Source organism: Acinetobacter sp. AYS6, from assembly GCF_025630795.1.
GTDB lineage: Bacteria > Pseudomonadota > Gammaproteobacteria > Pseudomonadales > Moraxellaceae > Acinetobacter.
On the sequence record NZ_JAOTNV010000008.1, the window covers coordinates 69,465 to 83,762 of the forward strand.

Annotated in this window: 11 protein-coding genes; 1 reads left to right on the forward strand and 10 read right to left on the reverse strand. The window is 36.9% G+C overall.

Annotation, left to right across the window (positions count from 1 at the left end; genetic code table 11):
- Positions 1 to 71: 71 nt before the first annotated feature.
- The 5 genes from OD757_RS13110 to OD757_RS13130 all read right to left on the reverse strand — a co-directional run bounded on the left by OD757_RS13110 (position 72) and on the right by OD757_RS13130 (position 5,517).
- Complete coding sequence (locus tag OD757_RS13110) at positions 72 to 884, reverse strand: TatD family hydrolase (RefSeq protein WP_263032153.1); 813 nt, start codon at positions 882 to 884, stop codon at positions 72 to 74.
- Entirely contained in the window at positions 884 to 1,825 is a 942-nt protein-coding gene (locus tag OD757_RS13115; protein WP_263032291.1) for an RsiV family protein, read from the reverse strand. The genes OD757_RS13110 and OD757_RS13115 overlap by 1 nt, the downstream gene beginning before the upstream one ends.
- Positions 1,826 to 1,916: 91 nt before the next feature.
- Positions 1,917 to 2,759: a hypothetical protein gene (locus tag OD757_RS13120; protein ID WP_263032154.1), complete on the reverse strand. Its 843-nt coding sequence runs from the start codon at positions 2,757 to 2,759 to the stop codon at positions 1,917 to 1,919.
- Positions 2,760 to 2,828: 69 nt separating this feature from the next.
- Positions 2,829 to 4,421 carry a peptide chain release factor 3 gene (locus tag OD757_RS13125; protein WP_009390900.1) on the reverse strand — a complete coding sequence of 531 codons (1,593 nt, stop codon included), beginning with the start codon at positions 4,419 to 4,421 and terminating at the stop codon, positions 2,829 to 2,831.
- Between the two features lie 232 nt (positions 4,422 to 4,653).
- A complete protein-coding gene (locus OD757_RS13130; RefSeq protein ID WP_263032155.1) occupies positions 4,654 to 5,517 on the reverse strand; it encodes a hypothetical protein in 864 nt (287 codons plus the stop codon).
- A 323-nt stretch (positions 5,518 to 5,840) separates the two neighbouring features.
- Between OD757_RS13130 and OD757_RS13135 the strand changes: the two genes are divergently transcribed.
- Positions 5,841 to 6,413, forward strand: coding sequence for a TetR/AcrR family transcriptional regulator (locus OD757_RS13135; protein ID WP_009390751.1), 573 nt, complete (start codon positions 5,841 to 5,843; stop codon positions 6,411 to 6,413).
- A 276-nt stretch (positions 6,414 to 6,689) separates the two neighbouring features.
- Here the strand turns inward: OD757_RS13135 and OD757_RS13140 are convergent, their stop codons facing one another.
- The 5 genes from OD757_RS13140 to OD757_RS13160 all read right to left on the reverse strand — a co-directional run bounded on the left by OD757_RS13140 (position 6,690) and on the right by OD757_RS13160 (position 13,940).
- A complete protein-coding gene (locus OD757_RS13140) occupies positions 6,690 to 7,250 on the reverse strand; it encodes a TetR/AcrR family transcriptional regulator (protein WP_263032156.1) in 561 nt (186 codons plus the stop codon).
- 1,045 nt (positions 7,251 to 8,295) lie between these two features.
- Positions 8,296 to 10,350 carry a GGDEF domain-containing phosphodiesterase gene (locus tag OD757_RS13145; RefSeq protein ID WP_263032157.1) on the reverse strand — a complete coding sequence of 685 codons (2,055 nt, stop codon included), beginning with the start codon at positions 10,348 to 10,350 and terminating at the stop codon, positions 8,296 to 8,298.
- A gap of 325 nt (positions 10,351 to 10,675) precedes the next feature.
- A complete protein-coding gene (gene ilvC / locus OD757_RS13150; protein ID WP_003654954.1) occupies positions 10,676 to 11,692 on the reverse strand; it encodes a ketol-acid reductoisomerase in 1,017 nt (338 codons plus the stop codon).
- Positions 11,693 to 11,724: 32 nt separating this feature from the next.
- Complete coding sequence (gene ilvN, locus OD757_RS13155; protein WP_001215920.1) at positions 11,725 to 12,216, reverse strand: acetolactate synthase small subunit; 492 nt, start codon at positions 12,214 to 12,216, stop codon at positions 11,725 to 11,727.
- The gene (locus OD757_RS13160) at positions 12,216 to 13,940 is read right to left on the reverse strand and encodes an acetolactate synthase 3 large subunit (protein WP_009390847.1); all 1,725 of its coding nucleotides are present in this window, start codon (positions 13,938 to 13,940) and stop codon (positions 12,216 to 12,218) included. Before OD757_RS13160 ends, ilvN begins: the two co-directional genes overlap by 1 nt.
- Positions 13,941 to 14,298 lie beyond the last annotated feature (358 nt).

Genomic DNA, 14,298 nt, shown 5'->3' on the forward strand with positions numbered 1-14,298 from the left:
TTTCTTACTTTAAGCTTCTTTTTTAATCGCTGTGTTTTGTTTTAGTTAATATTTCTAATCTTTGATTTTTATTACGATAATTTCAAAGCCGAGAGAGAGTTTTTCCAAAGCTGTTCCGACAAATCTGACTCTGATATGTTTAAGTTTTCTGCCAAACTTTGCAAAACATAAGGCAAATTAACAGGAGTATTACGAGTACGCTGCTCAGTTGAGGTCTGGCAACAAAGCGGCGTCATATCTGGACAATCTGTTTCAATCACCAAGTGCTCTGCCCCTATGGCCTGCACAACGGTATGAAGCTTTTTTGCATTCGGATTGGTAATTTGTCCAGTCACACCAATTTTAAACCCCAGTTTAATGAGACCTTTGGCTTCTTCTACGCCGCCACTAAATGCATGCGCAATTCCACCCAGTTTAAATTTTTGAGCTTTTAATATTGCAAGTACATCGCCATGAGCTTTTCTAATATGAAGCAGTACAGGTTTTTGATATTGGGTTGCTAATTCTAACTGATCGGCAAAGTATTGTTTTTGTTTCGCATATATATCTGGGTGCTTATGCTCTTTTAAAAAAGTATCTAAGCCAATTTCGCCCACCGCTACACAGTCTTGTTGCTGCAAAATGTGTTCAAGATGAGAAAGATGTTCTGGCTGGTGTTGCTCAATATAAAACGGATGTAAGCCGGGCGCTAAATATGAAGTTGGTACATTTTCCCAGCTCTTTAACTGGTGATGCGTTTGTATTAACTCATCAAATCGTGATTGCACAAAACCAATTAAGACCAATGCATCAACCCCAGCTTTTTTCGCATTAAGCGCTAACTGCTGCCGATCTTCATCAAAATCGGCAACATCAAAATGCGTATGGGTATCGAACAGATGCATTAGCTTCCACTTTTTGCAACAGGTGCTGAAGCTGGTTGCGCTTTAGGCTGAGGTAAATACTCTTTTTTCAAGACTTCCTGTAATTGATCATATGAAATCACTAATCGAGGTAGCCCAACCACATAGGGACCAATTTCATATTCACCATATTGAAGAATTAAACCTTGCTCACCTAACAAGAAGTTATCAGATAACTTAAATGGCCAAGCTTGTTCATAGTCAGCAACATTATCAGCCAATTTAGAGTCCGTTACCCAAGTCTTAAAGGCTTCATGCGCCAATTTTTCTAACGCTGCTTTTTGCTGTGGACGTAACAAGTCTTCAAGCTTGATCTGCTTTTGTTCTTTTAAGTCAAAGTTATAGTAATGCTGTGCAGCAGAGCCATGCGCCCCACCTAAATAGCTACTACTATTAAGTACAACCGTGACGACTTTACCTTGAGCCTGCAAGATTTTAGGTTTAACTAAAAGATTAATCTGATGATTGCTACTTAAAGCTTTTAATTCATTGTCCAGACCAATGAACGAATTTGCATAGCGTTGCACCTGAGCATCAAAGCTATTTTTTTGCTCTGCACCCGCAACCGCAGAAGCTTCAGTTTTTTGATCTGCTTGCTTCGCTTTAGCATCGGGTTCAGCAATCTCTAAAATTTGATCTAGAGCCTTTAAGATTTGCTGATCTATAATTTTATCAATAAATGGAAAATTACTCTGTAAACGCTCTACTGTAAATTCCGGACAATTTTTACCATCACAATCAGGTAAAACAACCTTGCTAGGAATTGTTTCGCCTTTCAAAGTCAGCTCTACCGGCTTTTGCTCTTCAACTGCTGGTTTCTGTTGCTCTTGAGAATCCTTAGGATCGGCTTTAGGTTGGCATGCCACCAAAAATATAGCCGAAGCAAGCAAAGTTAATCGCAGTGAAGCTTTAGAAGATAACATCATATTTTGCCTTTTATTCTAAGGAGATTACGCAGTGCCTTTTCTAAGAAATTAGCGCATATAAATAGAGGTTGCAAATTCTGCTACCATCTTAAAACATTTGTTCATAAACCTCGGGTTGTAATATTTTTTTTGTTTGCTCTTTAGATAAATATATATCGAGCTGTGGAGCTTCTTTAGTAATTTGGTTTGCCTGGTAATGCAAGCCAACACCTTCACCATCAAAGAACCAATCTGCTTGTCCCCAATATAAAGTTTTTGGTGCCTCTTTCTTTATCTCAACAGTTTGCTTTTTTAACCAGTCTTGATAGGCAACCTGCACCATTTGATGCATAGCCGTTTGCTGATCCTTTTTTAAAACATCTAATAAACTTAAACTTTTATGCAATTTTCGGTCAGCAACGAAAAAGTAATAACGATCTTTAATCGTCAGCTCTTCTTGCTTGGTATCAAGCCCCAATTGCAATAAAACATATTGATTACGCTGCGAAGCAATACGCGTATGAAGATGCAATTCATAAGCCCGATTCTTTGAATATTTATCTTGCCATTCATCAGACTTTTTAACATAGGCATTAATGGCTTGCTGCAAACTTAAGTCTTTCTTCAAATCAATTTGATCTTGAATGACTTTAGCCTGACTTTTGGCGATCCAATCATTTAGCCATGCGTCTTGAGTCTTTACAGTTTGAATATCAACATCGATACAATTTTTCTTCTCACAAAATGGCAAAGCATAATCAGCTTTTACTTGTTGTAAGTTAAGAAATGGTAGTACTTCAGCCTTTTCTATATTTTGAGTTTGAGTAGACGCTAGTTTTGTTTGAGAAGATGATGAAGGCTGAGTTCTTTTCCAAACCAAAAGACCAATAGCCAAAATTAATATGATTACTGCAACTAAAAGCGCAATAACTGTTTTTCTATTCAATTTCATTTCATCATCCTTTCTTATTTTTCAAAACAAAACAGCTTCTATTCGAAGCTGTTTGTCACATTAAAATGATCAGTGTTCACGTGTATTACGGAACTGAATATCGGGCCAACGCTCTTGCATAATCTGCAAGTTCACTCGGCTTGGTGCAAGATAGGTTAAGTGTCCACCGCCATCGATAGAAAGCTGGTCATGTGCTTTCTTCTTAAATTCATTCAGAGTTTTTTCGTCATCACAGTGAATCCAGCGAACTGTATTAACGCTTACAGGCTCATAAACACAGTCAACCTTATATTCTTCTTTCAAACGATAAGCAACTACGTCAAATTGAAGCACACCTACCGCACCCACAATCAAATCATTGCTAATTTGTGGCATAAATACCTGAGTCGCCCCTTCTTCAGACAACTCTTTCAAACCTTTTTGCAATTGTTTTGACTTTAATGGATCTTTTAAACGCACACGACGGAACATTTCTGGGGCAAAGTGAGGAATACCCGTGAAGTGTAAATTTTCTCCACTGGTAAAAGTATCACCAATTTGAATTGTGCCATGGTTATGTAAACCAATAATATCACCTGGCCACGCTTCTTCTAAGTGCTCACGTTCACCTGCAAGGAATGTCAAAGCATCGCTAATGCGGACATCTTTACCAAGACGCACGTGGTTCATCTTTAAACCTTTTTCATATTTACCAGAGCAAATACGCATGAAGGCAATACGGTCACGGTGTTTCGGGTCCATGTTGGCTTGAATTTTAAATACAAAACCAGAAAAACCTTCTTCTTTCGCTTCAACTACACGCTCTTGTGTAGGATGCGCTTTAGGTTCAGGTGCCCAGTCCATGAAAGCATCCAATACATGGTCAACACCAAAGTTACCTAATGCCGTACCAAATAGAACTGGCGTTTGTTTGCCTTGTAAGAATAATTCGCGGTCTAATGGCTCATTCGCCATTTGCACAAGCTCAAGCGACTCTTCAAAAGATGCCCAAGCCAAATCACCTACTTTTTCACGGATATCTGCATGATCGTATCCATCACGTACTTCAATATCGGTAATGGTTGAACCAAAGCCTGCTTTATATACATACAATTTATTTTCAATAATGTTGTATACACCAGCAAAATCACGTCCCATTCCTAATGGCCATGTAATTGGCACACAGCGAATATTGAGGACATTTTCAATTTCATCCAGTAACTCAAGTGGTTCACGAATTTCACGGTCCATCTTGTTTACGAATGAAATGATGGGAGTGTCACGCATACGACAAACTTCCATCAATTTGATGGTACGTTCTTCGACACCTTTTGCACCGTCAATTACCATTAACGCAGAGTCAACTGCGGTTAGGGTACGATAAGTATCTTCCGAGAAGTCTTCGTGTCCCGGTGTATCGAGTAAGTTAATCGTATGACCTTTATAAGGGAACTGCATAACAGAGGTGGTAATCGAAATACCACGCTCTTTTTCCATTTCCATCCAGTCAGATGTAGCTGCACGGTCAGATTTACGGCTTTTTACCATCCCTGCAACCTGAATTGCTTTACCCCATAACAGCAATTTCTCTGTCATGGTGGTTTTACCGGCATCGGGGTGGGAAATAATGGCAAATGTGCGGCGTTGAGCAACCTGTGCCGCTAACTCATCTTTAAAACTCATGAAATACACCTACTGCGGAGATTGCAGTGCCAAAGATCTAAAGTCGATCAAAATAAAAATTGGCGTAATTGTAGCAGATTTATAGAACTGTTTAATGTTTGTTGATATGCCATCAGTTACTCATAAGATTTTTGAATGTTTTTTGAGAATATAAATTGGTTTATTAGAAATTTTACAATCAAAAAAGCCCATCTGATTATGGATGGGCTTTTTTAGAACTTAGCAGAATATCTTATGCCAATTTCTTTTCTTCAATAAATTGAACATCGGCAATTTGTACGTCCCAGAACTCATTCCATAGGGCACAATAATCAAGACATAGCTGAGTTAAACCTTCGTAATCCTCTTCTGTAATTGCTTGTGCTAACGCAAACCACAGATCGTCCTGATGATCATCATCAGCCGCTTCAGATGTTTTATCAGTAGATACACCATGCACATGGTAATACCCACCACCTTCAACATCGATATTCACAAATTTAGTCGCTTGACGTAATGGAGGGCTAAAAAGAATAACCTCTTCCTCTGCAACAGCTAATAATGCCACTACATTGATATAACTGTCATAAGACGATTCTAAAAAGGCTCTCACCTGATCGGCAGCTTTTGATGGCTTATAATTACGACGGTCAAGCTCAGTTAAGCCATAATCATTAAGCAAATCTTCATACAATGGATAATGAGCATATTCAGGATTCCCCAAATAATAATCATCTTTGCCTAATCCTGGTCTAAAACCGAATTCATCAAGTACATTTAAACTTAATAATACCCGTGGAAACATTTTAGCTCCAGAATGGAGTTTTGGTTCCAGTTGTTTTGTTTGGAACTGCGCTTGTAATAAAGCATCAGTAAAAATCTGTACAATTGCATGACGATATTCTAAATGAATATGAGTTAAAGTATTCTTATCTAGATATCCGTTATTTAACATTTCAATTGCAGGGTGTTTACAAACTGGTAACTCAGCAATTTTATTTCTTAACTGTTTGAGAAACTTTAGATTTTCATCCCATTGTTGTGCAGGAATACTATTTCTCATCCCCTGCAATGCTTTTTCTCGTGGATTATTAAAATCTTCAAATTTTTTTGACATAATCATTCTCAATAAAAAGTTTTTTCTTATAGTTAAGTTGGGGATTCCCTTTATTTCAAGTTGCATTCAATTGCTAAAATAAAATTTATATACCCATCCTTAACAAGCTGATATTATGTCTATTAACTCAACAAATCAATGGATTAATTAATAATATTTAAAAAAGTAAATTATTGCCAATTAAATACATAAAATATTATTTTTTAAGATTAACCAAACTATTGAATAAATATGATTTTTTAAATATCATAAAATAAGTTTTATTTAAGCTTTAACACATACAATAGCAAAGTTAATCAAAAATATTCGCGATGGTGTACCCAATGACAAAAAGAGAAAATATTATAACAACAGCAACATCCCTTTTTAACCAAAAAAGCTATACATCTGTTGGTGTTGATAAGATTATTGCTGAGTCCAATGTTGCGAAAATGACTTTTTATAAGTACTTTTCGTCTAAAGAAAACTTAATTGAAGTGTGTCTTCACGAAAGAAATTTAGAAATCCAATCTTCAATTTTTGAAAAAATTAATAATATTAACAATCCGTTAATTAAAATTAAAAGTATTTTCAATTGGTATATAGATTGGATTAATACAGATGATTTCAATGGTTGCTTATTTAAAAAAGCGACTATAGAAGTTCTACAAATGTACCCGTCTGTTAAAGATCAAGTTAATGAATATCGAGACTGGATTTACAAATTGGTTTTCTCAACATTTCTAGAATTAGAAATCAAAGATGCTCATACGCTTACCAGTCTTTTTCTTAATATTATTGATGGCATCATTATTGATGGCACAATAAATAAAACAAAAATTAATTCTGAACAAACATGGTCTTATATCAACAAACTTATTAATTTTGAAGCAACCCAAGCGTATGCAGCCGCTTAACATATCAAATTAATAATTTATTAAGTGTTTTGTAGAAGAATTAAAATATCATTAAAAAAAATGAGTAGAGCATGAACTACAGCTCTACTGATAAAACTTATCTAACTTATTTCTACAACCCCACAAAAGCAAAGCCCTTGCTAGTTTAAATGCATGAGCTATTGTCAGCTTTTTCTTTTTAATTTTAAAACCTATATATATTTGAGTAGTTTCAATAAAAGATTTATTAAGAATAACTAAATTTTTACTGAGTATAAATATATACTTTATATATTATTAAACCATAGCAATATTCTTTAAAATATATTCTAACAATACCTCTCTATCATCCACACTGTTGTCACCCAAAAGCTGAACCATTGCCCCGTCAATCACAAATAAAAACATATATGCATCTTTTTTTGAGGCATTTGGAATCTTGGTCAAAAGCAATGTATAAATTTCATTAATCAGCCAGTTTCGGTATTCAACCACAACCTGATAGGCTTTTGGATATAGCTTTTCAATTTCAAAAATAGCCTTAAACGGCAAATGGTAAAGACCCTCTAAGTTGGCATGTAAAAAGAAAATTCTTTTAAGTTTTTCATGCAGGGTTAAATCTTTATGTGTGTAAATAACCGAAGACACCTCTTCTTTAAGTGCATCTTTTTGAAAGGTCAGGCTCATTTCAATGAGTCGTGCTTTAGAGTGAAAGTAGTTATAGAAAGTTGCTTTAGGAATTTTAGACAGCTCAATAATTCGGTCTACTCCTACGTTATGAAACCCATGACTGTTAAAGAGATATCTTGAAGTGTGAAGCACGCTTAAAGCACGAAAAGAGAGATTTAAATGTGGCATATATTGACCGTTATAAAATAAATTTTTGTTGTATCTAAATGAGATAAGACTGCCGCGGCTCTAACGAGCAAAAAAGGCATACAAAGGCCCTAAAGATAGCCCTAGCGCATCTCAAGTTTTATTATTGATATGATTTTTTAGTCGTGACGAACTAAAGTCTGAAAACTCAAAAGTGATCAAACCCTGTTAACGACTAATCTGGTGGTATAGAAATAGTATGCATAGCCAACTCCTTAACTTGGGAGTTCTGCCAAAGCATTAATTTAGAATTATGGTGGCAGAACGAGCAAGGGTTAGCAGACTGATAGTAAGAACCAGCACACCCAAAGGTGTCCCTCACTCGCCCTACCGCAGCAAGCGAGGGACGATTGTATACATAAGACTACTCCTCAGAAGGAATAATCTGATGCTCTTACTATGCGGTCTGCTAAAACCGGCTGGCAATGTAGGCCAGCAGGCAAAGCATAATCTGAGAGTTTAGAAGTGTCAATGTGGAATTTATGCCAATTTTTTAAATTTCTTATTATTTTTCATTAGATTAACTAAATTATAATTTAAGATATTATATAAATATAAAAACCATGTTTTTTTTCATGGCTATCTTTAAACAGTATTTTAGATGGCAAAACACAAGAGGTTTAGCAGACCATTACTTTAAAAGCATATACCTCTGCTGAATTTAACAAAACTTAACCAGTAAATCAGCTATATAGCTCAGCCTACAAATGATGGCGGCAGAACAAAAGCGGGTTGACAGACTGGTGAAAGACATAACCAGCACACCATAGATGTCCCACTTTCATTCAACCATCAAAAAATTAAACCATCCCTTTTAAAGCACATGCCTATTCTGAACTTCAACAAGACTTGATTAATGAATTAGCTGTACAGCTCAATCATGAAAAAGATAGACCGAGATATGAAAACTGTCAACCAAAAAATCTACTTAACCCATTAAATTTATTTAACTTTTTAGTTTATCTAAAATGTATTTTTAGATAATTTATAAATATAAATTTTAAAAATTTATTTCCTTCTAAAACGCCTAAGCAAAATGAGCGCCTTGAGACTCAATGAGTTGATCAACCTGAACAGGCATTCCTAATAAATAACCTTGGAATTGCTGGCATCCTAAACGGGTTAAAATCTCGACCTGCTGCTGAGTTTCCACCCCTTCTGCCGTTACGGTTAAACCTAACTTTTTAGCTAAATGAATAATACTTTCTAGAATAACTTCTTCTTTTGAACCTGGTTTTAAATCAACAATAAAGCCACGGTCAATTTTCAATTCATCTACAGGCAAATCTTTTAAATACAAGAAGCTCGAATGCCCTGTTCCAAAATCATCAATGGCAACACGGATACCCATGTCACGTAGCCGCTCACAGGCTCGAATACTCAAGTCAATATGCCGCATTGCGGTTGATTCAGTAATCTCAACAATTAAGTGGTGAGGTTGAATTTGATATTTTTTTAACAATGCTTCGAGCGTACTAAATAATTTTTTATTTTCAAATTGTAGGGCCGATAAGTTCACAGCGACTGGATAAAATGGTGTGTTGGTGCGTTCCCATTCCTGAATTTGCTGGCAAGCTTGCTCAAGTGCCCAATATCCCATTGGAATGATCAAACCAGTCTTTTCCGCACCTTCTATAAACATATGTGGAGTAAGTATGCCTAAGGCTGGATGGTTCCAACGGATAAGTGCTTCAACACCGCAAACTTCAAGATTCGTATTAAATTTTGGTTGGTAATATAAGATGAACTGTTTTTCTTCTACTGCTTTATAAAGATCATTGATCAGTTTTGACTGACTTCTTGTTTCTTGTTGATGGGTTGAATAACTAAAGATGGTATATGTGTTCCGGCCTTGTTCTTTAGACATCAACATGGCGGCATCAGCGTTCATGAGTAAGTCCTGAACATTCTGTCCATGCTCAGGAAAGAGCGCCACGCCCAAACTTGCAGAAATATTAATTTCCTTGCCAGAAATTTGGTAACTTTCTTGAATCAGTTGTAAAACTTTTTCGGCTAAAACAACGGCTTCTTCTGCATTTGTATTTTCTGCGATAAGCAAAAACTCATCGCCACCGATTCTAAGCAGTTTACATTTTTCATTGAGTTGCCAATGTAAACGGTTCGCCATTTGAATGAGTAATTGATCACCGACATGATGTCCAAAAGCATCATTTACCGATTTAAAACGGTCTAAATCAATATATAAAAAAGCAATTTTCTGGTCTTTATATCGATGATCCGAGAGTAATACTTCTGCATAATCAACTAAATAAAGGCGGTTTGGTAATTTAGTTAAATTGTCTTGTATCGAGAGGTTTGCTAATTCTTTATTGGCCTTACGCAATTCTAAATTTTGTTGAGTGAGCCGCTGCTCCAACATCGCAACAATAAAACTTGCTACGAGTACCAAACACGTGACTAAAATAATCGTAAATAATAGTAGGTCATGTTCAGCCTGATATTGGCTAATAAATTTATCTGTAATATTCGTCGCAATGAGCGCTGTATAGTGCATCCCCATAATACTTAAGGTCATCATAACCGAAAATGCGATTTTTAAAGTGAGACGATGACGTTCGGTATCTTTTAATTTATAGGCCAATAAAAATGCCAGTCCGGAACCGCTCATCGCAATTAATATAGAAAATAATAGCAAGAAAGAGGTGTAATCTTTTTTATAGATATTAATATTCCAGCCCAACATACTGATGTAATATGAAGCCGAAATTCCAATTCCCATAATAATAGAGCTTAAAATGAGTCGGAATAAAGGGAGCGTAAAACGCGAAGTCAACCACATGGCAATGCACGATAGCAGTGCGCTAATGGCAAATGAAACTGTAATCAAAGGAATATTCGAGTTGACTGTTTCAGACAGATGATAAGCTTGTATACCGATAATATGAACAATACTAATTGCTGATGCGAGTAATAAGCCGTTGATAAATAAAATTAAGGACTCAAATTTCTTATATTTTTTTTTAAATATTAATTGCTCCATGGAAATTACGAGATAACAAATCAAGCCAGCTGCAATAAAAGAGCCGACGATCAATGTGCTATCGTAATCAACATGACCCATATTGGACTTCCATGATTATTCAATACTTTTTTTTATTTTGTTCAACTCATTGCCCAAAATACAATTAAACACGTTAAAAAATTTAGTAAATTTGACTTTTTTAGTCAGTTATAAACAATAACATTATCTATCTTTTGGTCAAGTATTTTTTACTTTATAAATCAATAGAGTAACCAAAAATTAAGCAGCCAATTATATGAAAAATATAGAATTTCTATAATCTATTCAAGTTGACCAAATCGCCCTTTTTCATATTAAAACAAAAACAGTATAAAAAAGAACCCTGCACTAAGCAGGGTTCTTTTCAAGCTTTAGAAAAAGAAGATTAGTTCTTTTCTTTGTCTACAATTTTGTTCGCTTGAATCCATGGCATCATCGCACGTAACTTATTACCAGTTACTTCAATACCATGTGCAGCATTTTGACGACGACGAGCAGTCATAGATGGGTAGTTTAATGCACCCTCTTGAATGAACATCTTCGCGTATTCGCCAGATTGAATACGTTTCAACGCATTACGCATTGCTTCACGAGACTGTTCGTTAATTACTTCAGTACCAGTTACATATTCACCGTACTCAGCATTGTTAGATACTGAGTAGTTCATGTCAGCGATACCGCCTTCGAACATCAAGTCAACGATCAATTTAAGTTCGTGTAAACATTCGAAGTAAGCCATTTCTGGAGCATAACCAGCCTCAACTAAAGTTTCGAAGCCCATTTTCACGAGTTCAACTGCACCACCACAAAGAACCGCTTGCTCACCGAATAAGTCAGTTTCAGTTTCTTCACGGAATGAAGTTTCGATAATACCAGTACGGCCGCCACCTACGCCTGAAGCATAAGAAAGAGCAACGTTACGTGCATTACCAGAAGCGTCTTGGTGAATTGCGATAAGGTCAGGAACACCTGAACCACGTTGGTATTCAGAACGAACTGTGTGACCAGGTGCTTTCGGAGCAACCATGATTACGTCTAAGTCTTTACGTGGAACAACTTGGTTATAAAGAATTGAGAAACCATGAGCAAATGCAAGAGTTGCACCTTCTTTGATGTTTGGCTCAATCACGTCACGGTAAAGTTGTGATTGGAATTCATCTGGAGTCAAAATCATTACGAGGTCAGCTTGCTTAACAGCAGCAGGCACTTCTGCAACTTTAAGACCAGCATTTTCAGCTTTCTTCCAAGAAGCTGAATCTGCGCGTAAACCTACAGTTACGTCTACGCCAGAGTCTTTAAGGTTAAGTGCATGAGCATGACCTTGAGAACCGTAACCAACAATCGCTACTTTCTTGCCTTGGATGATTGATAAGTCACAGTCTTTATCGTAAAAAATTTGCATTTGTGTTCTCCGCTAAAATACTTTTTAAAAAATTAAATGGCTAATACTTTTTCGCCACGGGCGATACCAGATACACCTGAACGAACGACTTCTAGAATAGTGTTTTCTGCAAGTGCATCGATAAAACCATCTAATTTTTCAGTTGTCCCTGCTATTTGAATGGTATAGGTAGTTGGTGTCACGTCTACAATTTGCGCACGGAAAATATCCGCTGTTCGCTTAATTTCAGCACGTGAAGCACCTAACGCTTTTACTTTAATCAACATCAGTTCACGCTCAATGTGTGAACCTTCTGATAAATCCACTACTTTTACAACTTCAACAAGTTTGTTGAGCTGCTTTGTAATCTGTTCAATCTTATGGTCATCACCATAAGTGGTTAACGTCAAACGTGATAACGTTGGGTCTTCGGTTGGAGCTACATTCAACGTCTCAATGTTATAGTTACGTTGACTGAATAAACCTACCAAACGAGAAAGCGCACCAGCTTCGTTTTCAACGAGTACAGAAATAATATGTCTCATTATGTACGCTCCCCTTTACCTAACCACATATCCTTCATGGACTGACCTGCGATCAGCATTGGATAAACATGTTCCGTACGATCAACCATGACATTAATGAATACACATTTATCATTAATTGCCATTGCCTCAGCAAGCTTAGACTCTAGTTCATCAGCATGATCAATTTGAATACCAACATGACCATATGCTTCCATTAACTTGCCAAAGTCAGGTAATGATTCAACATATGAGCTTGAGTGACGGCCTTCATAGTTCATATCTTGCCACTGCTTAACCATACCTAAAGCACGGTTATTCAAGCACAAGATCTTCACGTTCATGCCGTATTGCTTACAAGTTGAAAGCTCCTGAATACACATCTGAATTGAAGCTTCACCAGTAATACAAACAACTTGTTGATCAGGGAAAGCAAGCTTCGCAGCCATTGCATAAGGTAAACCTACGCCCATGGTGCCCAATCCGCCTGAGTTAATCCATTGACGTGGACGTTTGTACTTGTAATACAACGCGCCAAACATTTGGTGTTGACCCACATCAGAAGTAATGATGGCATCACCATTGGTCGCTTTATATAAAGCTTCAACAACTTGCTGCGGCTTCATTGTGCCATCAGCCGGTGTTTCATACTTCAAGCCATGAACTTTACGCCATTCATTAATTTGATCCCACCATGCAGCAATTGCTTCAGGGTTAGGCTTAGACACATTCAATTGTTTCAACTGCGTCAACATTTCCTGAAGTACAGGCTCAACCGCCCCTACAATTGGAATGTGCGCCATGATCGTTTTTGAAATGCTCGCCGGATCAATATCAACATGAATAACTTTTGCATTCACACAGAATTTTGCAGGGTTATTGGTTACTCGGTCATCAAAACGAGCACCAATTGCAAGAATGACATCAGCATTATGCATCGCCATGTTTGCTTCATAAGTACCGTGCATACCCAACATGCCCACGAACTGTGGGTCATCGCCAGGGAAGCCACCAAGACCCATAAGTGTATTTGTCACTGGGTAGCCCAACAAATGAGCCAACTCAGTCAATAATGCTGATGCATTACCTTGAACAACACCACCACCCGTATAAATTACAGGGCGCTTTGCACTTAAAAGTTCATCAATCGCTTTGCGAATTTGACCAGAATGACCACGTGAAGGTGGCTGATAAGAACGCATCTTCACTTTTTCAGGATATTCGTACGCAAATTTTTCTGCAGGATTTGTCGCATCCTTAGGAATATCGACAACAACTGGGCCAGGGCGACCACTAGATGCGATATAAAATGCTTTTTTGATAATTGCAGGAATTTCGCTTGCGTGACGAACTTGGAAGCTGTGTTTCACGATAGGACGTGAAATACCCACCATATCAGTTTCCTGGAAAGCGTCTTCACCAATAAGATGTGATGCAACCTGGCCAGACAAAATCACCATTGGGATTGAGTCCATATAAGCTGTTGCAATTGGAGTCACAGTATTAGTTGCGCCAGGTCCAGAAGTGACCAGTACTACGCCAGTCTTACCTGTAGCACGCGAGTAAGCATCTGCCATATGACCAGCAGCTTGTTCATGACGTACGAGGTAATGATTAATTTTGTCTTGTTGAAATAGCGCATCATAAATATGTAATACAGCGCCGCCTGGATAACCAAAAACATGTTCAACGCCTTCGTCCGCAAGAGCACGAACGAGCATTTCACCACCAGATAAAAGTTCCAACGTGATTCACCCTAAAATCTTTATCACTATTTATGGAAGGCACAAATAGTGTTTCATTCATTGAATTGTCTGCACTGTTATAGCACACATATTGTCTAGTTTTCGTTGCAATAGAAAAATTTCTGTTTTTCAGCCGTATAAGCTTTTTTAACATTAATAAAGCAAGTCTGGATATACATACTTTAAGTAAAATCAATCTCTCGGCTAGAGAGAATGTCTATTACAAAACATGACGGTTATTCGAAGGGTGATCAAATAATCGCATATAAAACTAAAGGAGCATTTTTGTTGTTTAATTCACTAAAGTCAAGATTAAAGAAACACTTTTCTATGATTATTTTTTAACTGTCTATTTTTT

Coding starts and splice junctions, on each gene's coding strand:
- ilvN (WP_001215920.1), bottom strand. CDS start 12,216: ATGAGACATATTATTTCTGTACTCGTTGAAAACGAAGCTGGTGCGCTT.
- OD757_RS13145 (WP_263032157.1), bottom strand. CDS start 10,350: ATGGGTCATGTTGATTACGATAGCACATTGATCGTCGGCTCTTTTATT.
- OD757_RS13135 (WP_009390751.1), top strand. CDS start 5,841: ATGACAAAAAGAGAAAATATTATAACAACAGCAACATCCCTTTTTAAC.
- OD757_RS13115 (WP_263032291.1), bottom strand. CDS start 1,825: ATGTTATCTTCTAAAGCTTCACTGCGATTAACTTTGCTTGCTTCGGCT.
- ilvC (WP_003654954.1), bottom strand. CDS start 11,692: ATGCAAATTTTTTACGATAAAGACTGTGACTTATCAATCATCCAAGGC.
- OD757_RS13120 (WP_263032154.1), bottom strand. CDS start 2,759: ATGAAATTGAATAGAAAAACAGTTATTGCGCTTTTAGTTGCAGTAATC.
- OD757_RS13130 (WP_263032155.1), bottom strand. CDS start 5,517: ATGTCAAAAAAATTTGAAGATTTTAATAATCCACGAGAAAAAGCATTG.
- OD757_RS13140 (WP_263032156.1), bottom strand. CDS start 7,250: ATGCCACATTTAAATCTCTCTTTTCGTGCTTTAAGCGTGCTTCACACT.
- OD757_RS13125 (WP_009390900.1), bottom strand. CDS start 4,421: ATGAGTTTTAAAGATGAGTTAGCGGCACAGGTTGCTCAACGCCGCACA.
- OD757_RS13110 (WP_263032153.1), bottom strand. CDS start 884: ATGCATCTGTTCGATACCCATACGCATTTTGATGTTGCCGATTTTGAT.